The following is a 24,652-nucleotide window of genomic DNA, read 5'->3' as shown; positions in this document are numbered from 1 at the left end:
AAGAGATGAGAGGAATTTAAAAATATGAATCCGCAGTTTTCTGCGTCTATCCGTGTCAGAATTTTTTTTCCTCTTCTTTGCTTTCTCTTAATTCTTTCTTCATGCACAAAATCTTCTATTAAAAATGACGCGCCCCTTGAAATCGAAGGCCTGACTTTTGAAAAGTCTCTTCCATTAAAATATGCGAAAATCTTCCGCATTGACGAATATCGCCCGATAGAATCTTCTGACAGTGACAGGGCTTTTGCTTCGAGTGGTTATCGCCTGATTACCGTGGCCGACAGTGACCGCTATCTCTTGATTCCCGCAAACGCGCCTCTTCCCAAAAATCTTCCTCCTGAAATTATCCTGATTCAATATCCCGTAAAAAAGACTTATCTTTGCGCATCTTCCGCAATGGCTCTCTGGGCTCGCCTTGATTCTTTGGACGCAATCCGCTTTTCCGCTATCCAAAAAAAAGACTGGTATATAGAAGAAGCCGCCCGCGCCATGGAAGAGAAAAAAATCCTCTACGCCGGGAAATACAATGCCCCCGATTTTGAGCTTTTGCTGAAGGAAAAGCCGTCTCTGGCCGTGGAATCCACGATGATTTATCACTCGCCCCAAATCAAAGAAAAACTTGAGTCTCTGGGAATTCCGGTTTTCGTGGATAAGTCCAGCTATGAGCCGAATCCCCTTGGCCGCATGGAATGGATTAAACTTTACGGAGCCATGCTGGGAAAGGAGAGGGAGGCTGAATCTTTCTTCCAAAAAAAGATTTCCGCCCTGACCCCAGCACTTGATTCACCGTCAGCCACACACCATGATTCACCGTCATTCCCGCACTTAGATGCGGGAATCTCCCCCAAAATCGCTTTTTTCTATATAACACCCAACGGTCTTGTGGTAATCCGTGGCAGCGACGACTACATCGTAAAAATGATTGAAATGGCCGGTGGAACTTATGCCTTTGCCTCCACGCGGAAATCCACCAGTCCCTCGGTCACGATTTCCATGGAGCAATTTTACGCCCAGTGCGCCGATGCCGACATCCTCATTTACAATTCCTCGATTGATAACAGCGTTCATTCCCTAAAGGATCTGCGCGCAAAAAGCCCCCTCTTTGCCGAATTCAAGGCAGTGCAGAGCGGCTCAGTGTGGGCGACCGGGAAATATCTCTATCAGGCTACCGACAGCATCGGCGATATGATTCTCGATTTAAAGGCGATTATCAGCGGGGAAGAGAGGCAGTTGGCATTTTTGGAGCGGGTGGAGTAGAGGGATTGCAAGTGAAAGTAAATCGAATCCCCTTAGTTTTTATCGTCTTTCTCATTTTGCTCGCGCTTTCCTCCGTGCTCTCTCTTTCCATTGGCTCGGTTCCCCTGTCTTTCGGTAAGGTCTGCTCGATTCTGGCGCGTCATGGCGGCTCGACACAGGAAGTCAACATCATCATGCAGATTCGCTTTCCCCGGCTTATCATGGCGTTTTTGCTGGGGGGAGCCCTTTCGCTTTCTGGATTTTTACTACAGACTTACTTTCAGAACCCAATTGCAGGTCCCTTCGTTCTGGGAATCTCTTCGGGAGCCAAGATGACGGTTGCCCTCGCGCTGATTTTTCTGCTCAAAAGGGGATTTGCATCATCGTCTCTTATTTTGGTCGCTTCGGCCTTTGTCGGTGCCCTTCTTTCCACGGCTTTTATTCTACTGGTAGCCCGGAAAATTTCTTCCGCCGGTTCCCTTCTGGTGGCGGGAATCATGATTGGCTATGTCACTTCGGCGGTCACGGATTTTTTGATTACCTTTGCCGAAGACGCCGATATCGTGAACTTGCACGGCTGGTCAAAGGGAAGCTTTTCTGGCTTCGGTATGGGCGACTGCGCGCTTTCTTTCGGAATCATCTTTGTGACTACAGCCCTTGTTTTTTTGCTTGCAAAACCAATTCAGGCCTTTCAGCTGGGAGAAAGTTACGCTCAGTCCATGGGAGTGAACACAAAAATCTTCCGCCCGCTTTTGATTCTCCTTTCAAGCCTGCTTTCCGCTACCGTCACGGCTTTTGCAGGCCCGGTTTCCTTCGTGGGAATCGCCGTGCCTTTTTTGGTCAAGCGGCTCCTTCTCACTTCAAAAAGTCTGGTCGTGATTCCGGCTTCATTTTTGGGCGGGGCAGTTTTCTGCATCATATCTGACCTTATCGCCCGCACAGTCCTTTCCCCGATGGAACTAAGCATAAGCACGGTCACATCAGTTTTCGGCGCGCCCGTGGTGATTTTCATGCTGGTGAACCGAAGGAAGCGGGAGAAGTGATGGCGGAGCGGTGGCCTAAAGAGGAAACTGAATGAAAAAAGTCTAGGAATGTGCTAGAATAAAAGTGATGGAAGCCCAAAATTTGATAGATATAAAAGAAAATGACCTTCTCAAAATTGACCGCACTCTGCTTGAAATTCTTCTGAAGGACAAAACGACAGGAAAAAATATCATTTGGGCAACGGACAATTATTCCAAATATGGTTTTTCTTATTCTGCTGAGAAAGAAATCAAAATAGAATTAATTACCTCACGGCATGGCGGAATTATAAAACCGCGCACAAAAAAATCAAAGGAAGAACAGCAGAAGAGAGTGAGACAAAAAGCAGAAGTCTTTACTCCAAGCTGGGTTTGCAATCTTCAGAACAATTTGGTTGATGAAGTCTGGTTGGGGCGAAAAGATGTTTTTAATATAGAAAAGGAACGCTCATGGGAAGCAACAAAAGAAAAAATTCAATTCTCAGACGAAAAAGGCAAAAGTTGGCAGGATTATGTCAATTCAAACCGGCTGGAAATTACTTGCGGTGAGGCTCCTTATCTTGCGAGCCGTTATGACACTGTTACTGGTGAATATATAGAGGTTCCAAATAGGATAGGTCTATTGGACAGAAAACTTCGTGTTGTTGCTGAGAATACTGATAGTCGCGAAGATTGGCTAAAATGGGCAATGGTTGCTGTACAAAGTTCTTATGGGTTTGAGTGGCAGGGAGATAATATTCTTATTGCACGAGAAAATCTTCTTTTTGATGTCGCAGAGCACTATGAAGCAAACTTCCATGAAAAACTTCAAACTCAGGATTTAATCGGCTTTGCCAAAGTGATTGCATGGAATATCTGGCAAATGGACGGCTTGAAGTTTGTTATACCGAATTCCTGTTGTACAAAAGAAATTGTGGAGGAAGATTTATTTGAAAGCCATGTGATTTCGAAACCATGTGAGGGCTGCAAGCTTGGTTACGGCAAAAATTCTTATTTCAAGCACAACGGAATCTATTGCAAAATCCGTGACTGGAAGGAGAATAAAACTTTACGCTTCGTAGATATTATGAAAGAGGGAGAGAAAAATGATTGAAAATATAAACCTGAATTCTCTCATTCGAGGCCGTGTTGATCCATACATCTACGCTTTTGAAACAAACACCGTTCCTAATTTTCTCAAAGTCGGTGACACTTACCGTCCTGTCGAAGTCCGTCTTGATGAGTGGCGAAAATTCTATTCTGATTTGAAAAAGAAATACGAGCATATTGCAAAAGTTGACGAGAAAACATACTTTCGCGATTATTCCGTACATGATTTTTTGATTCAGAATGGCTTCCGCCGAATTGAAAAAGATGATGTCAAAAGCGGAATTTATCTTTCAAACGAGTTTTTTATGAATGCAAAAAAGGAAAATGTTGAGGAAGCTATAAAAGACATTCAAAAATCATTTGAGAAGAAAGATAACAGGTACGCTTTTTATGATGTGGAAGATAACTTGCCTTTAGGAGATTTTGACTTTAAGCGTGATGCGGACTGGAAACCGCGAGAAAATCAGAAAGCTGTCATAGAGAATTTTTCAAATGCAGTCAAAAAAGGCCGCAACAATTTGTTGATGTTCGCAGTCATGCGTTTTGGAAAGTCTTTTACATCTCTTTGTTGTGCTAAGGCAATGAAAGCAAAACTGACTGTTGTTGTTTGCGGAAAGACAGCAGTTCGTTTGGAATGGAAAGAAAATGTTCAGCGTCCAAAAATACTAGACGGCTTTGAATTTATTGATTCAGATTCAATGTCAAGAAATCCAGCCGTCATTTCAGAAAAACTTGCAGAAGGCCATTTTGTAGTTGTTTTTCTTACCATGCAGGATTTGCTTGGAGAAGATATAAAAACTCGCCATGCCGATTTATTCAGCTTAAACAGTCAGAAAAAACTTGATTTGCTCATTATAGATGAAACTCATTTTGGAGCAAGGGCAGAAGAATTCGGAAAAGTTCTTGGTACTTCGACTACGCTCAGTAACCAAAACAATCGTACGAAACTTTCAAAGACAGAAAAATCAACTGGTTATGACGAATCTTTTGATGATCTTGAGAATCAGATAAAAGTCTTTTCTCCAAAAGTGAAGCTCCATCTTTCAGGTACTCCTTACAGAATTCTTTTGGATAACGAATTTGAAAGTGATGATATTGTCGGAATGGTTCAATACAGCGACATTATCAACGAAAAAGAAAAGTGGGATAAGGAAAATATTGAAAAAGACGAATGGGAAAATCCTTATTATGGCTTTCCACAGATGATTCGCTTTGCCTTTAATCTGAACGAATCTGCAAAAGCAAAGCTGGCAGACTTAAAAAATAACGGCTATGCCTATGATTTGGATGAACTGTTTTCTCCTGAATCAACATCAAAAGCAGACGAAAAACACAATCAGTTCAAATATAAAGATGAAGTTATAGATTTGCTCCGCGCGATTGACGGAAGCAAAGAGGATGAAAATATTTTCAGTTTCTTAAATTATGACAAAATCAAAAAAGGCTCAATGTGCCGCCATATCGTCATGGTACTTCCATATTGTGCTTCCTGTGATGCAATGGAAAATCTTTTAAAGGCTGAGCGTTTTAATAATCTGAATGATTACGAAATTATAAATATTGCAGGTTTTGATTCAGGAACAATAATGAATAAGCCTGATTATGCCGCTCGTGTCAAAGAAAAAATCGAAAAGTTTGAATCAGAAGGGAAAAAGACAATTTCTTTGACGGTAGGAAAAATGCTTACAGGCTCGACCGTCAAAGAGTGGGATACGATGATTTTCTTGCGGAATACATCTAGTCCGCAGGACTATGACCAGGCAATTTTCCGTTTGCAAAGTCAGTATATTAAGACTATAAAGAGTGAGGACGGCAAAATAATCAGGCAAGACATGAAGCCTCAGACAATTCTTGTTGATTTTGATCCTGTCAGAATGTACACATTGCAGCACAAAAAGTCTCTTATAGCAAACATAAATAAATCTGAACGAGGAAATGAAGTTCTGGACGCAAAATTAAAAAGAGAACTTGAAATTGCTCCCATCATTTTTATGAATCATTCAAAATTGGGTAGGGTAGAAGCGCAAGATATTGTCGATACAATCCGTAATTACAATGCCAATAAGAGCATGATGGATGAAACTTTCGACATAGAAATTGACCAGCGGATTTTTGAAGATGAAGCAATTCGTTCAATAATTGAAAAACAGCCGGAAGTTACGGTAAAAGGCATTAAGTTTGATGTGCCAGCTTACGGCTCAGAAGACGACGGTGATGATATTGATATTCCAGATGCACAAACGGCCGGAGATTTGGAGCCTCAAAATACAGAGAAAAAAGATAATTCTCAAAGTGAAGAAGATAACAGCAAAGCATTGGCAAGCAAGCTGCAAGGCTATTATTTTAAGCTCTTGCTTTTTGCCTTTATTTCTGAAAAAGATGAAAAGAGCGTTTCAGATATAATTCTCAATATTGAAAATGATACAGACGGAAAACGCATTGGAAAGAACCTTCAGATTAATGTAAAAGAATTAAAACTTGTTCGTGACAAAATCAATCCGCAGATTCTTTCTTATCTTGAAGATAAAATCCAAAACATCAACCAGCTTGGAAAAGAAATAAGACCGGATAAGATTGGAATAGCATTAAAGAAAATGTCACGCCTTTCTGTTTCGGAAGTAGTAACGCCGGATAATGTCGCAATGGAACTGGTGAACAATCTGCCGGATGATATTTGCGCAAGCGACAAATTCCTTGACATTGCCTCAAAGACCGGGGAATTTGCAAATGCGCTTTTACAAAGATATGGCGAAAAAATAAAGAATAATGTGTACAGCATTCCGACATCGGGCGTAACCTATGAATGTACAAGGAAGATTTACAAACTTTTAGGTCTTCCTGTAGAACATATTTATTCTGACTTTACATCGTATGATTTGATAGACACAACAAAAAATGAAGAAATTCTCAAGGAGCTTAAAGATATGAATTTTGATGCGATAATTGGTAATCCACCGTATCAGGTGATGGATGGTGGTGCACAAGCTAGTGCAAGACCAATTTATAATGATTTTGTAGATTTTTCAGAAAAAGTTGACCCGAATCTTGTATCAATCATAATGCCCTCACGATGGTATGCTGGTGGAAAAAATCTTGATGAATTCAGAAACAAAATGCTGAATGATATTCATTTGCAAGAACTTCATGATTTTTTACACCCAGAACTTCTTTTTCCTGATACAAATAATCGAGGTGGAATTTGCTATTTCTTTAGAAATAAAAATTATGACAATACGAAAAAACTTACAAGGGTTATCACGCACAACGATAAAGGAATTGAAAGCGATATAATGCGCCCTATGAAAATAGAGGGAACAGAGATTTTTATAAGAAGTGCAGTTGCGATTGAAATAATAAAAAAAATATTTTCTGAGAATAAGTCAAAATCTTTCTCTGAGTATGTGTCATCTCGTAAACCTTTTGGTTTGGACACAACTTTTGCAAAAAGTTCCCATTTCAAAGATTCAAGTGACGGACTTAAAAAACCAGTATTTTGTTATGGAAAGAATTGGAGTGTTGGATATATCGAAAATGAGCAAGTTCCAGCGCATAAAGAATGGATAAACAATTGGAAGGTGTTCACTTCACGGGCAAATAACATTGGAACAGAGTTGAATGATGATAATTTAAATGCCGTTGTAGGAAAGCCAAATACTGTTTGTACTGAATCATATCTACTTTTAGGTATTAATTTGAATCTTGATGAAACAGCTGCTAATAATATTTGCAGATATTTCAAGACAAAATTTGCAAGGTTTATGCACAGCCTTGCAAAAGCAAGCCAAGACGCAACCGCTAAAACATATCGCTTTGTTCCGCTCCAAGACTTCACCGCAACCAGCGACATTGACTGGAGCAAGTCTATTCCAGAAATAGATAAACAGTTGTATAAGAAATATGGGCTTTCAAAAGATGAAATCGAGTTTATTGAGACTAAGGTGAAGGAGATGTAAAGGATATTATGAAAGCTATATGTTATAAAAACACAAAAACAAATCTTCCTGGATGGGTAGATAATGTTCATGTAGAACAAAAATATGGTTATGCGTATGAAACTCCAACACATTATGTCCATTTTTATGGAAAAGAAAGCTTTTATATTATCTCTGTAGGTTTGACCGTTACAGAAGGTAAAGCGAAATATAAGTCTCTGGAAGATTGGGTAAAATATAGATTTGGAGCTGATGAAATTCAAGTTATGACACGTGATGTTGGACATGTACTCGAAGGAATTTGGAGACCGTCATTATATTATTGGTACGATACATGTAATGCATTGAGGATTAATGAATCTGAGCAAGTTTCACAGGAGCAAAGTATTCGTTTATTAGTACAAAAACTAGATGAATTGCTTATATATATAGAACCATCAATAGAAGGTTTGGAATGTTATAGTTATAAGACAAGAGAATTGTTAATTTTATCATGTACAGAAGTTGAAAACCAATGGAGAAGTATCCTTGTACATAATAAAATTACACCGATAAACGGAAAGGACTATACAACTAAGGATTATGCAAAATTAATTAATAAGATCTTTCTAACGGATTTTTCTATAAGACTCCGAAATAATTCATTTAGGACAAAAATAACTCCGTTTCTATTATGGAATGTTTCCAATCCTACAAAATCATTGGTGTGGTATGATGCATATAATAAAACAAAGCATGATAGATATAATTCTTTCAGCGATGCAAAACTAAAATTTATTATTGAAGCCATAGCTGCTAATATTGTTTTATATGCTATACGTTATAGTCCGTTATCTTTAATCAATAATTCTACTGTCTTTTCTGCAACTATAAATCAGATGTTCACAATTGAGATGGAGAATGTCGATATAAAATCCTTTTATATACCTGAGTTGGATACTTCAAAAATAATGACAGATGATTGTATAGTTTTTGATTCATATAGAGATAAACTTAATAAAGAATGGAAAGTAGATAATATATTATTTTAAAACAGTCGTTAGGGATTGTAGCACCGCCGAAGGCGTTCCGAAGCGTAAGCGTAGGAATGAAGCGATAGCGGAAGTGCGAAAAGCCCGACCTGCCGAAAGGCAGGGAACACCCCCAAAAAAGGAGCCCAATAATGTCCGAATCCCAGTTAGTCGAATACAAAGAATCTTGGCGTGATGAATATCTCAAATGGATTTGTGGTTTTGCAAATGCTCAGGGCGGTGTGCTTTATATTGGTATAGATGACAAAGGAAAGGCTGTTGGTGTAAGTGATGCCAAAAAGTCCTTGGAAGATTTACCAAATAAAATCCGAGATGCGCTTGGTATACTTGCGGAAGTGAATCTTAGTAAAAAGGATGGAAAGGATGTTATTGAAATAAAGGTAGAGCCGAGCCAGTTTCCTGTGAACTATAGGGGTGAGTATCATTACCGTTCTGGAAGCACGAAACAGCAGCTTAAGGGTAATGCATTGAATTCCTTTTTAATGAAGAAAATGGGGGTCAGTTGGGAAAGTGCGGTTGTAGAAAACGTAAAGCCGGAGCAGTTGCCTGACACTTCATTTGATATTTTTAGGGAACAGGCTTTAAAACACAAAAGACTTTCTGTTGATGACTTGAATCTTTCCAAGCGCGAGCTTTTGGAAAAACTTCAGCTTTTAACGGAAGACGGAAAACTTACCCGCGCTGCATATCTTTTGTTTGCAAAAGACCCGAATAAGGTTGCATTCAATTCATATATCAAGGTAGGCTATTTTGAAGACTCTGATATTCTGTATCAGGACGAGGTGAAGGGTTCTCTTTTTGAGCAGGCGGAAAAGTGCATTGATTTGATTTTTACCAAATACTTAAAGGCGACAATAACTTACGACGGAACAACCCGAATTGAAACTTTTCCATTTGCGTATGGTGCGATTCGCGAGGCCATTTATAATTCGATTGTTCACCGTGCGTATAATTACATGAATCCGACTCAGATTCGGGTTTATTATAATAAGATTGTGATTTCAAATGATGCCGCAAATGTCACCGAAGATTGGACGGAAGAAAAACTTTTCCAGAAACATAAGTCCATAAAATATAATCCGCTGATTGCAGAAGCTTTTTTTAAGGCCGGATATATTGAAACTTGGGGGCGTGGTATTCAAAAGATTTGTGATGCCTGCAAAGAAAATGAAAATCCCCTTCCTAAATATTCCATAGATAACAACGATTTTACTGTCACTTTTGAGGCTGTGGCCGGAACTGCAAAAGACGGTTTGATTTATAAGGAAAACCTTGCACCAGGCCAGAATACTTGGGATGTTGAGCATGGAAAATACATAGAAAGTTCACAGAAAAGTTCACAGAAAAGTTCACAGAAAAGTTCACAGAAAAGTTCACAGAAAATTATTGAACTTATAAAGTCTGATGGAAATATAACTACTCAGGACATGGCAGATAAACTGGGAATTTCCAGGCGTGCAGTTGCCAAGCAGATTGCAAGGTTACAGGAAAAAAATATTATCCGTCGCGTGGGCGCAGACAAAGGCGGACATTGGGAGATTATATGAAAAACAACCTTTCTCCAGCCACCTTCCCCCTAATCCTAAAAAATCTCGCCGTGGGCTACGGAAAATCTCCTCTCCATAGTGGCATTTCCCTCTCTCTGCGCGCAGGCGAAATTCTCTCGCTTATCGGGCCCAACGGCTCAGGCAAATCCACTCTCCTCAAAACGATTATCCGTCAGCTAGAACCCATTGAAGGTGCGGTTTTCCTTGATTCATCGGAGCTGAAATCCTACACGCAAAAGGAAGTGTCAAAAAAAATCTCGGTTTTGCTTACCACCAGCGTCAAGCCCGAATTGCTGACCTGTCGTGATGTGGTCGCTTCTGGCCGTTATCCCCACACCGGCTATTTTGGACTTTTGAATTCAGATGACGAAAAGGCGGTTGACGAGGCGATTTCCTTGCTTCACGCTCAGGATTTTGCCCAGAAAGACTTTATGTGCGTCAGTGACGGTCAAAAACAGCGGATAATGATTGCCCGTGCCCTCTGTCAAAACCCAAAGCTATTGGTTTTAGATGAGCCGACCAGCTACCTGGACATCAAGTGGCGGCTTGAACTCCTTGCGATTCTCAAAAATCTCGCTGGGAAAGGCGTCACGATCATCGCCTCCCTCCACGAAATCGACCTTGCCCTTAAAATCTCCAGCCGAATCCTCTGCGTCGGGAAAAAAGAAATCCGGGAACTTTCCCGAAAGGAAAAGGCGTGTAAGTCTCAGTTGAGCGCTTTGTACGAATTGGACGAAAATTTCTTCAACGAAGAAAAGGCTTACGAAGAATTGGTACAGAAATTTTGCAAGAAAAAAATCTTTGAAAAATCTCCGCAAGGATGCGGTACTGCAGCGTCAAAACAAGAATTACACGGACATAATTCTTGTTTGATGGTGCAGGGAACGATGTCTAATGCGGGGAAATCTTTTGTCGTGGCGGGCTTGTGCCGTATTTTCAAGCAGGACGGATTTTCAGTCGCGCCCTTTAAGTCCCAGAACATGGCCCTGAATTCCTTTGTCACCAACGAAGGCCTGGAAATGGGGCGGGCGCAGGTCATGCAGGCAGAAGCGGCCGGAGTAGAGCCGAGTGTCCTCATGAATCCTATTCTCCTTAAACCCACCAGCGACACGGGAAGTCAGGTCATCGTGAATGGCGAAGTGCTGGGAAACATGGCCGCAAAAGAATATTTCGCCTACAAAAAATCCCTGATTCCACACATAAAGGCCGCTTACGAAAAACTCAGCCTCCAGCATGACATAATCGTGCTTGAAGGGGCGGGTAGTCCTGCCGAAATCAACCTCAAAGAAAATGACATCGTAAACATGGGAATGGCAGAAATCGCCGACAGCCCGGTGCTTCTCGTGGCCGACATTGACCTGGGCGGAGTTTTTGCACAGCTCGTAGGAACCGTGGAACTGCTTACGCCTAACGAACGGTCGCGGGTAAAAGGCTTTATAATCAACAAATTCCGCGGGGATGAGACCATTCTTGAAAGCGGAATCAAAATGCTGGAAGAAAAAACAGGTATTCCTGTAGTCGGCTGCATCCCTTATATGAAAATTCAGCTGGACGACGAGGATTCGCTGTCTGAAAATTTGCACACTTTTACAAAATTTCAAGACGATAAAGAAAAAATTCAACTAGCGGTCGTTCGTTTGCCTCATATTTCAAACTTCACTGACTTCATTCCTCTGCAAAATTCTCCTCTGGTGAACCTCTATTATGTCTCAGAACCCAAAGACTTAGGTTCTCCCGACTGCATAATCCTTCCGGGAACAAAAAACACTCTCGCTGACTTGGACTGGCTCAAAAAATCTGGCCTTGCTTCTCTTATTCAATCCGAGGCAAAAAAAGGTACGCCAATCGCAGGAATCTGTGGCGGCTTTCAGATGCTGGGGGAAAAGATTTCGGGAAGCGAATATAATTCAGAATGTGTAATGCAGAATGCACAATTCATTGGACTTTCCTTGCTTCCTGTGGAGACAGTCTTTTCTTCGGAGAAGACACGCACCCGCGTTTCGGGAAAATTGATGATTAATGATTCTTCTGATGGTGAAATCGGTCATCCTGAATCCGATGGTTTGCGTCATTCCGAAGTTAATTCCGAATCTCTCTTTTCTGCCCTCGATTTTCTTCCTGTTTCCGGCTATGAAATCCACATGGGACGGACGCGCTTTGTTGCGGGGGCGGCTGAGTCCTTTTTGGCGCAGGTTACTGACAGCGTTTCCGGCGTGACCAAGCTTGACGGCGCGGTTAAGGGAAATGTCTTCGGCACCTACATTCACGGATTTTTTGACCAGGCGGAATTATGCCAGAAGTTTGTTGAAATCCTCGCCAGACGAAAGGGAATCGATTTTGAAAAATCCTTTTTGGCCGCAAAAGAAAAACAGGACGGGGAAGGTGAGTCACAAATTTTCAACGGATTTCCCACGATTCAGGATTTTAAGGAAAGCCAGTACAATCTTCTGGCCGACACGCTCCGCGCCCACTTGGACATGAAGAAAATCTATGAAATCATGAACGCTGGCGTTTCCGGCAAATAATCTTGGATTTCGCCCTGTCAATGATGTTTTCTTCCATAATAATATCGCCAATTTCGTCTGCCGTCACGCTGCCTGAAAACAGGTTCTTTACGCTGTCGATTTTTCCTTTTACATCCGCCTGGACTGAACTTCGCTCAAAGGCAAGGTCGCAGCCTTCCATGGTACAATTTTCCAAAACAAGATTTTTGCAGTAGCAGAAGGGCTGGGTTCCGATAATGCGGCAGTTTATGAGGGTAAGGTTTTCTGAGTACCAGCCTAAATATTCGCTTTTGACAGTGCTGTTCCGAACGGTCACATTTTTTGTGTGCCAGAACGCGTCCTTTGTGTCCAAATCCGAATCGCAGATTTCGATATTCTTGTCGTACTGAAAAGAATATTTTCCCTTCATTTTAAGATTGGTGATTTTTGCATTTTCCACCTCAAAGAAAGGATATTCCGACTCGTTGATTTCGACATTTTCGACTAAAAGATTCTTGCACTTCCAGATAAATTCTGGAGAAGAGACGCTGCTGTTTTTGAGAGTGATGCCCTCACATTCCCGCAAAGCCTTGATTCCGTTGAGTTTGCATGAGTCAATTTCTACATTTTTGTCGTACCAGAGGGCAGCCCGGCAATTTTCCGTCAGTTCGCTTCCGCTGATTTTTGCGTTTGTCACATGCCAGAAAGGATAGCGCAGGTTCATGTAGCAGTCCTTTACTTCAAAATCGCTGGCTTCTTTTAAGGCTGATTCGCCGTCAGCCGGGCCGTCAAAAGAGCAATTCTTTACCAGCGCATTTTTTATGCCATAAAGGGCGCGTTCTTCGTCAAAAGTCTGATTCTCAAAGTTCTGTTCAAAATTCATATTGTACTAAATATAATAAAATAAATGCGAATTCGGCAAATTCTTTGTTGCTCCCTGACTGTCAGTTTTTGGCTCACTTGCCACAAGAGAATTGTCGGCAGAGCATTAACAAAAAATATGCCTATTTTTCTTTATAAAATTCAAATTATGGATTATAATAAAAGTGATTTTTTAAGGAGATTTTATGATGATTCCAGTTTTTGTTGTCGTTCTTTTCATTGTCTTCGTGATGATTGTGGCAAATGTTCGTGTTGTGCCCCAATCACGGGCTTGCATTATTGAACGACTGGGTGCTTATTGTACCACATGGCAAGTGGGTTTTCATGTTAAGCTGCCTTTTATCGATCGAATTGCAAATTCTATGTCTCTCAAAGAAAAGGTCATGGATTTTCCGCCCCAGCCGGTAATCACAAAAGATAATGTTACGATTCAGATTGATACTGTAGTTTACTGTCAGGTAACGGACCCTAAGCTTTACACTTACGGAGTTGAGAATCCCAATTTCGCGCTGGAGAATCTTACTTCAACTACAATCCGAAACATCATTGGTGAACTTGAACTGGACGAAACGCTTACCAGCCGCGATGTAATCAATACAAAAATGCGCAGTATTCTTGATGAGGCTACAGACCCATGGGGAATCAAGGTCACCCGCGTCGAAGTAAAGAATATCGATCCGCCAAAGGCAATTCAGGAAGCGATGGAAAAGCAGATGCGGGCTGAGCGTGAACGCCGCGAGCAGATTCTTATTGCCGAAGGTCACAAGCAGAGCGCGATTCTTGAAGCCGAGGGTAAAAAACAGGCCATGATTCTTGAGGCCGAGGCTCAAAAAGAAGCGGCTGTCCAAAAGGCAAAGGGTGAGGCCGAGGCAATCCTTGAAGTTCAGAAGGCAACTGCTCAGGGTATTCAGATGATTAAAGAAGCTGGAGCCGACGAGTCAGTCATAAAACTCCGAAGTCTTGAGGCATTTGAGACTGCAAGCAAAGGAGCGGCTAATAAAATCATAATTCCGTCAGACATTCAGAACATGGCGGGATTTTTGACCAGTGTGAAAGAATTGGTAAAAGGAAACTAAAATGATGATGATTATTACAAGTGTAATTATTGGCATATTTTCTCTTGTATTTTTAATTTTGTTTATTGTGTTTGGAATAAAGTTAATAAATGCCGTGATTAATTGGTTAAATCGACACTAATATAGGAAAGAGTAAATGAAAAATAAAAAATACATGTCACTTCAGAGCGAGCTTTTGGTTGGAACAATCGGTTCAATGCTGATTGTCGCGATTTTTTTGAGTGTATCATACATTTTCGTTTTAAAGAATATCCTCAATGGTTGATCAGTTTGAGTCATAAGCTACATAAGGAAAGGTTATGAAAAAATTGTTGATGAAGACGGCATTCGTGCTTTCAGGAATTTTCTTGTTTTCTTCTCAGGTTTTTACCCTTGATGTTAATAAGAACGAATTGCAGTCTGCTCAGGATGCGGCCGTGCAATTTGAGAACTATGGCGGCACTCACAGAATCATAGATTCGGCTGCGGCAATTCTTGGAATAGGAACGGCACTTGGTAACGAAGTTGCAGCTGATGTTGAAAACCCTTTGTCGGTGCAGCCCAATGCAAAATACTCAGTCTATCATGTTGTTGGCGGTATCGATGAGCAGGGGCTTGATGCAGACATTCTTTTCTTGAATGCAACGGCAGGCGTTGACCATATCAACAATTTGCGCAGAATCATCACTGGTTACCTCATGGCGGCCTACGGTTATTCAATGGAAGATGCCGAGACCCTTGCAGTTTTCGTCACGGTCTACAATGCGGTTTACCGCGGCCAGCTTTCAAATTTCTCTTCAAAATACAAAAATGCAGTTCTTACATACCTAACCGAAGAGGCCGTTGGTTTGAGTACAAATTGGGAAGATTGGGCTGGCAAAACGCAGATTGTCATTCCTCTTGGTGAAATTTCAGCAGGAACTGCCTCAATCGAAACTTCTGAAATCAGTGACAACAAGGTTATCGAGGCATTGCGGGCCGAAACTGACAAAAGCGTGGAGACTCGCGAAAAACTCACCGATATAAAAGAAAAAGAAGCAGGGGATGCCAGCGAAAAGGCAAAGGCAGCTCAGAAAGAAGCAGCTCAGGCAAAAAAAGACGGTGACAAAGTAAGTGCAAGCGCAAGTGCCAAAGAGTCAGAGAAACAGCAGAAGCTCGCCGATAAAAAAGGCGAAGAAGTAAAGACTGAACGAGAGCAAATTGCAAAAGATAAGACTGAGGTTAAAAAAGAAGAAGTCGCAAAGGCAAGCCAAAGTCAGAATCAGAACTATCTTACAAGTCTTTTTATTGTTGACGAAAAGAATAAACTGTATTCGCTTATGACGGTCAACCCGGAAAACGGAAATGTTGTCAAAAAGTCATCATTAAAGCAAATCCGTGAGAAATCTATTTTCCCTGTATCAAATGTAAGTGTTCCAAAAGACGATGGAAGCAATGAGACTTTGGGAGAGGCTTTTGTGGCTGTGTGTGGCGTAAACGACAAAAAAGCGGCTGTAAAGCTTTGCCTTGTCGATTCAGTGACTTTGGAAATCAAAAAGCAGAGCGCGGAAACTCTTTCAGAAAATTCTTCTCTTGTGCAGAGTGGGGACGCTTTCTATGTGATTGTCAATGAAAATGGAAAATACTATCTTGCTTCTTACGATAAAAATCTTAATCTCAAAAAGAAGAGTGATGTTGCAATCAACGGTGCAAGCCCGCTCAACTTCTTCAGCGAGGGAATTCTTGTGACTGATGTACGCGGAAATCCTGTCTTGCTTTCACTTCCGGCCCTTACTTCTATTTGGAAGTAGATAAGGGGATTTTACATTGCAAGGAGTTTGTCGCGCTGACTTTTGACTTCAGCGACAAGCTCTGAGTAATCCGTATCGGTATTGGCACGAAGCAATTCTGTCATCTTGCTGATTGGCTCGTAAAGCGGGGTGAGGGCAAGGTTTCCGATAACGCCTTTTAAGGCATGGCAGGCTTCAAAAGCAGAGTCCAAATCTTTTGAGGCGAGAATGTCAGCCAGCTTATCAAATCGTTCGTCTTTTAAACCAAGATTTACCATTTTAATGTAAAAATCTTCTTTGTTAAGGCAGCGAGCCAGTCCTTCTTCAACATTTGCGCCGTAAGATTTAAGTGATTCAATCGTAATCATAGTTTCTCCTTTTAAACTTCGACTTAGCGTTGTTTCTGTTCTTTTTCCTTTTCTTTTGCTTTAAGTTCTTTTCGTACTTCAATGTCTTTTTCGATGAGGGCGTTAAATTCTTCGGGTGGGAGTGGTTTTGAGAAATAGTAGCCTTGAATGACATCGCATTTTGCTATTTTTAAAAGCTCCAGCTGTTCCCTCGTTTCCACACCTTCTGCGATGACGGGGACTTTAAGGAATTCGGCTATTTCGAGAATCAGCTCTACCATGCGCATTTCTTTGTTTCCGTGGGCAATATTGTTGATAAAGCCTTTGTCGAGTTTGAGAGCGTCAATGGGAAGGGTGGTCAGCATGTTGAGGGAAGAGTAGCCTGAGCCAAAGTCGTCCATTTCGATACGGAATCCTTTGTTGCGCAAATTGTTTACGATGTCGATAATCTGCTGGGAATTGTCAGTGTAGGCTGATTCCGTGATTTCAAGAAGATAATCGTGGGAAGAAATTTCGTTTTCGTTGACGATTTTACAGATATAGTCGGTCATGTCGGGGTCAGAGATGTCAACCCGGCTTACATTCACTGAAACGGGCTTTGTTATGCCGTATTTGTCACGCCATTTTTTGATTTGTTCGGCGGCCTCCTTCCAGACATAGCGGTCGAGCTTTTGAACCAGACCGTTTTCCTCAAAGAGGGGAATGAACAAATCAGGGCGGATGAAGCCCAGTTCCGGGTGAATCCAGCGGATAAGAGCCTCGGAGCTTGAGAGCAGGGGAGTGTCACCAGTGATGTTGTATTTTGGCTGGAAATAAACCCTGAATTGTTTTTCGCGGATTGCAGTGTCAAAATCTTCCAGCAAGCGGGCTGCAAACATTTCTTTTTGATGCATTTCTTCGTCGTAAATTGCGACCGCTGAGCCGTGTTTGTTTCGTAAGCCGTTGCAAGCCTGTAAAGCCCGGTCAAAGCGAGACTCAAATGGAATTTCGTGGGCTTTGTCAAAATATACGCCCATTCGGATCCGAATTTCCTGAGATTTTAGGATAGAAATGAGTTTGACCGTGATTTTTTCGATAACGCTTGTGTATTCAGCCCGGTGTTTTGTGTAAAGATAGAAAGTGTCTGCGTCGTGGCGGCAGGCAATCCCGAAGATTTCGTTGAAGATTTCTCGGATTCCATCGGCAATTTTGATAAGAACTTCGTCGCCAGTTTCGCGACCGTGAAGCTCGTTTAAAAGATGGAAGCGGCTGAAATCGATGACGATTGAGTCCATCTCGTGACTTGGATGCCGCTTATCGTATTGATGGCCGTATTCAAAGAAGAATTCCGGCGTGTAAAGGTTGGTGAGGGCATCGTTTTCGGTGGCCTGAATGATTTTATTGCCTTCAAAAAGCTGGATTGAATGCTGGACTCGCGCAAGAATGACTTCGGGAAGGTCGTAGGGTTTTGAAAGGAAGTCTGCCGCTCCCAGTTCAAGGCTTTTGACTTCGGCGGATTTTTCGCTGGTGAGTACGACAACCGGAATTTTTTTGAGTTTTGAGTCTTTGTTGATTTCGCCCAGGACTTCGTAGCCGTCCATTTCTGGCATGAGAATGTCCAAAAGGACAAGGGAAAGACCGTCGGCGTTTTGTTTGATTTGGTCTAAGGCTTCCTTTCCGTTTTTTGCATACAGTACATTGTATTTCTGTTCGATAATCGCACCAAGAAGAGCGCGGTTTACATCTTCATCGTCAACAACCAGAACGGTTCGTTTAAATTCGGTATCTCGTCGAATCATTTTTTTGTTAATTCCTTATAACAAAATATTATAAACCGTTTTTTCCAAAATGCACAGAAAAATTACGGGAAATTTTTAAAAAAATCTGAAATTTAAAACATTGTGAATTCAGAAATCCTATGGTAAAATCTTTACATATTACTCTTACCTTTTTTTAATGAATGGTGGCTGTTTATGAAAAAGATAATGATTGTTGATGACGAAAAAATTTCTCTGATGATGACGAATCATATTCTTTCTTCAGCCTATTCAACGGTATGCGCAAGTTCCGGCGAAGAGGCAATTCAGCTTTTTAAAAAAGAAAAGCCTGATATGGTTCTCTCTGATTTACGAATGCCGGGAATGTCAGGCTACGAACTTCAACAGTCACTTCAGAAAGAGTACAACGAGCAGATTCCCTTCATGTTCATGACCGCCGACACCAACGAGGAAACGGAAAGCAAGGGCTTCGAGAACGGTGCCATGGATTTTATTCACAAGCCTTTCCGTGCCGATATCCTGCTCAAACGGGTGGGGAACATTCTCCAAACTGTCGAAAAAATCCAGGGCTTAAAGCAGGCCGCCGTCATGGATCCAATGACAGGTCTCTTGAATAAATTTTCTTCTGAGGGCGAAATTGCCGAACTCTGCAAATCGGCACATGGCGTTCTCATGATGATTGATTTGGACAGCTTCAAGCTCGTTAATGACATGTACGGTCACGACATGGGCGACAAAATCCTCATTCGATTTGCCGAGATTTTAAAGGCAGTCGTTCGTCCCATTGATGTGGTTGGCCGGCTCGGTGGGGACGAATTCATCGCTTTCTGCCAGAATGTAAAAGAGGACATTGTAATCGAAAAAAAATCCCGCTTTATAAACAAGTATATTCTTGATGCCGCAAAAGAATTTATGGGCGAGGATATGACAATTCCTCTGGGAGCGTCCATTGGCTGTGTCTTTGTTCCAAATGAAGGCACTGATTTCGCTTCTTTGCATAAAAAGGCAGACAAAGCCCTCTATACGGTAAAACAAAACGGCAAGCACGGCTACATGTTCTACACCGATTTGTCCGAGGATAACCAAAAAGAAGAATCTCAGTCTGGTGATTTGAGGAATGCCATAAAAATTTTAAGTGAACGAAACAAGAATAAGGGGGCATTTTTGCTTTCTTTTGAGCATTTCCGTTCCATGTATCAGTTTTATAGCCGTCTCAAGGCAAATTATAATAATGAAGCGGCAATATTGCTTTTTATGCTTAAAGAAAAGGAACATGCCGCCGTTCCGATTGAAGATGCCGCCGATGAATTTATGGAAGTTCTGTGCTCTTCCTTGAGGCAGAGTGATTTGGTGACCAAAAACAATGCGCTCCAGTTTATTGTCATGCTCCCGGAAATTTCTAATTCAGATATTAATACCGTCACTGAAAGAATTATGCAAAACTGGAAAAACGCAGATTCTTCTGCTATGTTTTCACTTTCTTTTGAGCAGGGGATGATTGAATAAAAAATCCCCCACCTTTGGAAGATGAGGGATTGAAAGGGGGAAGAAACCTTTTGAGAAAGGTTGCCTTCCCCTTTTTTGTTTAAAAATTACATACAGGTGTAGCCGCCGTCAACCGGGAGATTTACGCCTGTGACATAGCTTGAGGCTGGGCTTGCGAGGAAGATTGCCGCACTGTCAAGCTCGCCTTCATTTCCGTAACGCTCCATTGGAATCATTGTCTTTGCGTTCTGCTGGAAGAAATCTGAGTCCAAAGTCTCTTTTGTGAGTGGAGTGTAGAAATATCCTGGACAAATTGAATTTACGGTGATTTTGTATTTTCCCCATTCAGCGGCCAAAGCTCGCGTAAGGTTTACGACACCGCCTTTTGCCGCATGGTAGGGGGCGCTGCCCGCGATTTTGTTGCCGACAAGGCCGTACATTGAAGCGATATTGATGACCCTTCCGTATTTTGCGGGAATCATTGCTTTTTTGGCGACGGCGCGGGCGACTTTGAAGGTGCCGGCAAGGTCAACATTCATCTCGCCGTTGAACTGCTCGTCGGTGATGTCTTCGGCTGGGGCGACGGCTCCTGTTCCGGCATTGTTGATAAGGATGTCGATTCTTCCGAATTTTTTCATGATTTCATCGACTGTTGCGTTTACGCGCTCTGTATCAGTGATGTCACAGGGAATTGCAAGAGTCTCAACTTTATATGTGTCGGCGATTTCTTTTGCAACTGCTTCGATTTTATCCTTCCGGCGGGCGATTGCCACGATTTTGGCACCTTGATTTGCAAGTGCTTTTGCCATCTGAACGCCAAGACCTGTAGAGCATCCTGTTACAAGGGCGACCTGTCCTTTTAAATCGAAATATGAATTCATAAATCCTCCTAAAACCTAAAATTAGCTTTAATAAATTTTATTATATCATAAGAAGGATTATAATGCAAAATGTTAGCACTGTCTAACACATTTTCTCTTCGTTCAGCATTTTTTCCACTTGGGCGCGGGTCAGGGGCTTGTTTGTGTCGTAGGCATTTTTGTTGGCCTCAATTTCCTCAAAAGTCCAGAGTTTTCCTTCTTCGTTTCTCATTCCAGGGCAGTCCTGGGCACATTCATCCCAGGTCGCCTGGTCTTTTATCATCCAAGACCAGAAAGGATAGGTGGAGCATTGGACAGGGCGGGCAGAATAGCAGGAGCAGCCATTTTCCCAGAGAATGCAGTCGTAATTCTTTTTTTCCAGAAGGGCTAGGACTTGCTCGCCGTAGTAATAATCAGCCCAGCGACAGTATTTTGATACGAATTCCGTAACGCTCATTTTGAGAAAAGTGCGCAATTCCGTTAAATCCCGCAAGGAAAGATAGACGAAGCCCGGTGAGTGGCCGCAGCAGAAAGAACACCGCTTGCAGCCGAATTTAAGGCCATTTTTGTAGAATGGTTCTGACATTATTCAGGTTTTTCTTCTTTTTTGCGTGAAAGCAGGATGTTGGTGATGATTCCCAGAATCAGGGCGCAGGCAACGGTTCGGATTTCGACTTTTCCGAATTTAACGACCATGCCACCGACGCCCGTAATCAGAATCACGCTGGCTACGAAAAGATTTGAGTTTTTGTTCAAATCGACCTGCTGGAACATCTTGAGGCCGGAAACCGCGATAAATCCGTAGAGGGCTACGCAAACGCCGCCCATGACGCATGACGGAATTGTCTCCAAAAAAGCGACGAGGGGAGTGAGCAAGCTGAATACGATACAGAGAATCGCGCAGCCCCAGATTGAGATTGTAGAGGCGTTTCTGGTGATTGCCACGCAGCCGATTGACTCGCCGTAAGTTGTGTTCGGACAGCCGCCGAAGAGGGTAGAAACGAATGTTCCAACGCCGTCGCCGAGAAGGGTGCGGGTGAGACCCGGCTCTTCAAGAAGGTTTACGCCCACGATTGCAGAAAGGTTTTTGTGGTCGGCTAGATGCTCCGCAAAGACAACGAAAGCTACGGGAACATAAGCGGCGAAAATCGTGAGAAGGTAAGTTCCCGTGACGCCTTTGAGTCCCTCGGCTCCTCCAAGAACAAAAGTGAAGCGTGGAAGGGAAAGATAGCTTGAGAATTTTGAGAAGTCAAGTTCCGTGAGGGCAGAGTAGTTGATGACGATGAGGGATGGATTGTTGGTGGCGTGGCCGATGATTGCGAAAATCGAAGCGAGGATATAGCCTGCCAGAATTCCCTGAATGAAAGGAATGAGCTTTCCGATTTTGCTTCCGTAGGTTGAGCACATCATTGTTACGAAAAGGGTGAAAAGGCCGCAGATAAGGGCAACATAGGAGCTTCCGCCCTCGATGTTGCTCTTCATCAAGTCTTGAACAGCGTTTCCTGAGAGGGAAAGACCGATGATTGCCACTGTCGGTCCGATGATGACCGGCGGCATAAGCTTGTCAATCCAAGCGATGCCACAAAATTTAACTGCAAGTGCGATAATGATGTAGACGATTCCCGCCATGAGGGAACCGATAATCAGGCCCCAGTAGCCCACTGTGATTGATGCAGCACCACCAAAGGCAGAGAACATCGAGCCGATGAAAGCGAAGGAGCTTCCCAAGAAGACAGGGCTTGCGCTTTTTGTGAAGAGAAGATAGACGAATGTTCCCACGCCGGCGCCGAAAAGGGCTGCCGAAGCCGTAAGCCCGTTACCCACGATTGCCGGAACTGCGATTGTAGCCGCCATGATTGCAAGCAGCTGCTGAATGGCAAACAAGAAGACCTTACCCAAACTTGGGCGGTCTTTGATTCCGTAAACTAATTCCATTTTTAACTCCTTATAAGTTTATCCTAAAACCGTGCGTTCGATTTCAAACATCTGGCTTCGGTAAAGGGCTGAAATGTTGTGGCCGTAATCGGCGAGAAGCTGGATGATGTTGCGGGGATGATCTTTTGTGTCGCATCCGTTGAGACGGTCGCCCGCGTCACCAAGACCTGGCATGATGTAAGCCTTTTCGTTCATGACGGGATCCATCCAGAGAGTGTAGCAGGTGAGATTAGGTAGGGCACGGGTGACCCGGATTGAGCCTTTGAGGGTGGAAATGGTGTTGAAGAAGGCGATTGAAGCCGGTTTTACTCCCTGATCCTGCAAGTATTTTACTACCGTGACCAGAGAGCCGCCAGTTGCGTTCATGGGGTCGGCGAAAATCAAGTCCTTTCCGTTCAAATCTTCGAGATTGAAGAAAGACTTGTCCAAGTCAAGGACATATTCCATGTTGCTTTCGTTTTTTGTATCGTTGCGGCTGATTTTAAAGAGAGCGAAAGGCGTGAGGTAAGAATCTGAAGAATATTCCTCGATTTCCTTTGATACAATCATGCTGGGAAGAAGGGCGCCCCTGAGCATGACGCACATGACTGTATTGTGGATTTTATGGTCGATGTCAGGGATTTTGTGAACCGCATAGTTCTGAACCGGGAAATTGACTGGTGTTTTTACGATGATATGGCCTTTTTTGTCGGTTTTTTGATTGATGTAAGCCATGCGGAAAAGCATTTCGTAGGCCCGCTGGCTGTAATACATAAATTCCTGATGGTCAGTGCGCTCGTCTCGGAGTTTTGCGATAACCCGGCTTGCCTCGGCCTGAGCCTGCTGCTCGGTTTCAAAGGAGTAGACTTTAATCCGGGGATGTTTTTTGCAGATTGCGTGCATCTCGTGGCCCATTTTGTCGTAGCCTTCGATGATTTTTTCTTTATTAACCGGATCAAAAGACTTCATGGTTTCCTTGAACATGCCGTCAAGTTTTTTGAGATCGGCCAAGTCCTCGCTTGTGAGGTAGCCGTCCAAATCTTCTGCTTTAAGAATAATTTTGTTGCTCATTCTTGCTCCTATTTTTCCAAAAGATATTTTACGATTTTTGATACATCAGTGTCGATTGAAAGCCCCTGTGCGCGAGAAAGGCAAGCCTGATATGATTTTTCGCTGGAGAAAATCTGGTTGATTTTGCGGAAAATGTCTGCGGAATGACGGATAAAAAATCCCGCGCCATTTTGAACGACGAAACGCATGTTTCCCAGTTCCTGACCATGAATGTAAGTGTTGATGATGACAGGCTTTCGGAGAGAGACGATTTCCATGACCGTAGAGGCACCCGCCTTAGATACGACTAAATCGCTCATCTTGATGAGACTGTCCATGAAATCAACGAAGCCAAATACATGGAGGTCGAGGCGGCTGTTTGCCTTTGCGAGAAGTTTGAGTGATTTTTGAAGAGCTTTGTTCCTGCCGCATACGACGGCGATTGAAAAGTCAGCCTTGTGGATTATACATTGGTTTATGATTTTAAGGGTTCCTGGAAGACCTTCGCCTCCACCTGCAAGAAGTACCAGCCTCTTGTCTTGAGGAAAGCCGTATTGTTGGCGGAGAGAGAGCATCTCATCTTTTGAGACGGGAGCACGATATTTTTTATTGAGAAGAAAAGGCATGACACGGATGTCTTTTTCGCGGACACCAGCTTGTATTCCGAAACGGCGGAAATCCTCGGAAGAAACGATATAGTCCAGCTTTCGGTTGTAAAACCATGCTTCTGGACCGGTAAATGGATCTGTGACAATGACCGTGAGATTGATCTTTTTATTTACGGAGCGAATCGCGTCTTTCATGGAAGGGGAAAGGGCAAAGTGGAAACTCACGACATCAGTGATATTGTGTTCCCGAAGTAGTTTTTTAAAGTGGGAAATTGTCTGGACTTTCATGTGGAAGCGAACCATTTTTTGGAAGAAAGGATATTCGCCAAGTCCATAAATAATCGGCCATGCGCCATGAAGATAATTGCAGGCGATTCCATAAGTTGTTTCGAGAATCCGATGCCCGATATGCTGCTTTTGAGTGAATCCGCTTTGAAGCTCAACATGGACTTCAGGAGCATATTCTGCGATTGCTTCTTTTAAAACCCTGGCTTGAGCAATATGACCGTTGCCAGTATTTAAATAAACGAACAAGAAACGCCTGTCAGAATATGATTTTTTTTGCATTCAGAAATAGCCCAATAG

General features: G+C 42.6%; 19 protein-coding genes. 11 read left to right on the top strand and 8 right to left on the bottom strand.

Annotated elements, in window-relative coordinates; genetic code table 11:
* The first annotated feature begins 24 nt into the window (after positions 1-24).
* The 7 genes from B2089_RS06425 to B2089_RS06395 all read left to right on the top strand — a co-directional run bounded on the left by B2089_RS06425 (position 25) and on the right by B2089_RS06395 (position 12,382).
* A complete protein-coding gene (locus tag B2089_RS06425; protein WP_296320992.1) occupies positions 25-1,257 on the top strand; it encodes an ABC transporter substrate-binding protein in 1,233 nt (410 codons plus the stop codon).
* A gap of 11 nt (positions 1,258-1,268) precedes the next feature.
* A complete protein-coding gene (locus B2089_RS06420) occupies positions 1,269-2,279 on the top strand; it encodes a FecCD family ABC transporter permease (RefSeq protein WP_296320994.1) in 1,011 nt (336 codons plus the stop codon).
* 67 nt (positions 2,280-2,346) lie between these two features.
* Entirely contained in the window at positions 2,347-3,351 is a 1,005-nt protein-coding gene (locus B2089_RS06415) for a restriction endonuclease subunit M (protein ID WP_296686400.1), read from the top strand.
* The gene (locus tag B2089_RS06410) at positions 3,344-7,300 is read left to right on the top strand and encodes an Eco57I restriction-modification methylase domain-containing protein (RefSeq protein WP_296686397.1); all 3,957 of its coding nucleotides are present in this window, start codon (positions 3,344-3,346) and stop codon (positions 7,298-7,300) included. Before B2089_RS06415 ends, B2089_RS06410 begins: the two co-directional genes overlap by 8 nt.
* 8 nt (positions 7,301-7,308) lie before the next feature.
* A complete protein-coding gene (locus B2089_RS06405; protein WP_296321012.1) occupies positions 7,309-8,310 on the top strand; it encodes a hypothetical protein in 1,002 nt (333 codons plus the stop codon).
* Positions 8,311-8,441: 131 nt separating this feature from the next.
* Positions 8,442-9,857 (top strand): RNA-binding domain-containing protein, encoded by a 1,416-nt coding sequence (locus tag B2089_RS06400; protein WP_296321015.1) that lies wholly within the window; start codon positions 8,442-8,444, stop codon positions 9,855-9,857.
* On the top strand, positions 9,854-12,382 hold the full coding sequence (locus tag B2089_RS06395; protein ID WP_296321017.1) for a cobyric acid synthase: 2,529 nt from the start codon (positions 9,854-9,856) through the stop codon (positions 12,380-12,382). The genes B2089_RS06400 and B2089_RS06395 overlap by 4 nt, the downstream gene beginning before the upstream one ends.
* Here the strand turns inward: B2089_RS06395 and B2089_RS06390 are convergent.
* Positions 12,354-13,223, bottom strand: coding sequence for a DUF3737 family protein (locus B2089_RS06390; RefSeq protein ID WP_296321019.1), 870 nt, complete (start codon positions 13,221-13,223; stop codon positions 12,354-12,356). The two genes, B2089_RS06395 and B2089_RS06390, sit on opposite strands and share 29 nt — an antisense overlap.
* A gap of 184 nt (positions 13,224-13,407) precedes the next feature.
* Between B2089_RS06390 and B2089_RS06385 the strand changes: the two genes are divergently transcribed.
* The 3 genes from B2089_RS06385 to B2089_RS06375 all read left to right on the top strand — a co-directional run bounded on the left by B2089_RS06385 (position 13,408) and on the right by B2089_RS06375 (position 16,067).
* A complete protein-coding gene (locus tag B2089_RS06385) occupies positions 13,408-14,298 on the top strand; it encodes an SPFH domain-containing protein (RefSeq protein ID WP_414717862.1) in 891 nt (296 codons plus the stop codon).
* A 136-nt stretch (positions 14,299-14,434) separates the two neighbouring features.
* Positions 14,435-14,563 (top strand): hypothetical protein, encoded by a 129-nt coding sequence (locus B2089_RS06380; RefSeq protein ID WP_296321022.1) that lies wholly within the window; start codon positions 14,435-14,437, stop codon positions 14,561-14,563.
* A gap of 34 nt (positions 14,564-14,597) precedes the next feature.
* The gene (locus B2089_RS06375; RefSeq protein WP_296321025.1) at positions 14,598-16,067 is read left to right on the top strand and encodes a P83/100 family protein; all 1,470 of its coding nucleotides are present in this window, start codon (positions 14,598-14,600) and stop codon (positions 16,065-16,067) included.
* Positions 16,068-16,078: 11 nt separating this feature from the next.
* Here the strand turns inward: B2089_RS06375 and B2089_RS06370 are convergent, their stop codons facing one another.
* Together B2089_RS06370 and B2089_RS06365 are read right to left on the bottom strand one after the other, a co-directional pair.
* Positions 16,079-16,414, bottom strand: coding sequence for an Hpt domain-containing protein (locus tag B2089_RS06370; protein WP_296321031.1), 336 nt, complete (start codon positions 16,412-16,414; stop codon positions 16,079-16,081).
* Between the two features lie 23 nt (positions 16,415-16,437).
* Positions 16,438-18,171: a two-component system response regulator gene (locus B2089_RS06365; protein WP_296321034.1), complete on the bottom strand. Its 1,734-nt coding sequence runs from the start codon at positions 18,169-18,171 to the stop codon at positions 16,438-16,440.
* A 174-nt stretch (positions 18,172-18,345) separates the two neighbouring features.
* Here B2089_RS06365 and B2089_RS06360 point away from each other — a divergent pair, with 174 nt between their 5' ends.
* The gene (locus B2089_RS06360) at positions 18,346-19,656 is read left to right on the top strand and encodes a GGDEF domain-containing response regulator (RefSeq protein ID WP_296321037.1); all 1,311 of its coding nucleotides are present in this window, start codon (positions 18,346-18,348) and stop codon (positions 19,654-19,656) included.
* An 86-nt stretch (positions 19,657-19,742) separates the two neighbouring features.
* On the opposite strand, the gene B2089_RS06355 is transcribed toward B2089_RS06360, so the two are convergent.
* The 5 genes from B2089_RS06355 to B2089_RS06335 all read right to left on the bottom strand — a co-directional run bounded on the left by B2089_RS06355 (position 19,743) and on the right by B2089_RS06335 (position 24,634).
* Positions 19,743-20,516 carry an SDR family oxidoreductase gene (locus tag B2089_RS06355; protein ID WP_296321041.1) on the bottom strand — a complete coding sequence of 258 codons (774 nt, stop codon included), beginning with the start codon at positions 20,514-20,516 and terminating at the stop codon, positions 19,743-19,745.
* An 82-nt stretch (positions 20,517-20,598) separates the two neighbouring features.
* Positions 20,599-21,081, bottom strand: coding sequence for a YkgJ family cysteine cluster protein (locus tag B2089_RS06350; protein ID WP_296321044.1), 483 nt, complete (start codon positions 21,079-21,081; stop codon positions 20,599-20,601).
* A complete protein-coding gene (locus B2089_RS06345; RefSeq protein WP_296321047.1) occupies positions 21,081-22,430 on the bottom strand; it encodes a uracil-xanthine permease family protein in 1,350 nt (449 codons plus the stop codon). Before B2089_RS06345 ends, B2089_RS06350 begins: the two co-directional genes overlap by 1 nt.
* 18 nt (positions 22,431-22,448) lie before the next feature.
* Entirely contained in the window at positions 22,449-23,480 is a 1,032-nt protein-coding gene (locus B2089_RS06340; RefSeq protein ID WP_296321050.1) for a uracil phosphoribosyltransferase, read from the bottom strand.
* 8 nt (positions 23,481-23,488) lie between these two features.
* Positions 23,489-24,634, bottom strand: coding sequence for a glycosyltransferase (locus B2089_RS06335; protein WP_296321053.1), 1,146 nt, complete (start codon positions 24,632-24,634; stop codon positions 23,489-23,491).
* Positions 24,635-24,652: the final 18 nt, after the last annotated feature.

It is taken from the genome of Treponema sp. UBA3813 (genome assembly GCA_002368605.1).
Classification (GTDB): Bacteria; Spirochaetota; Spirochaetia; order Treponematales; family Treponemataceae; genus Treponema_D.
The sequence above is the reverse complement of the archived record's forward strand: the minus strand, read 5'-3'. Positions and strand labels throughout refer to the sequence as shown.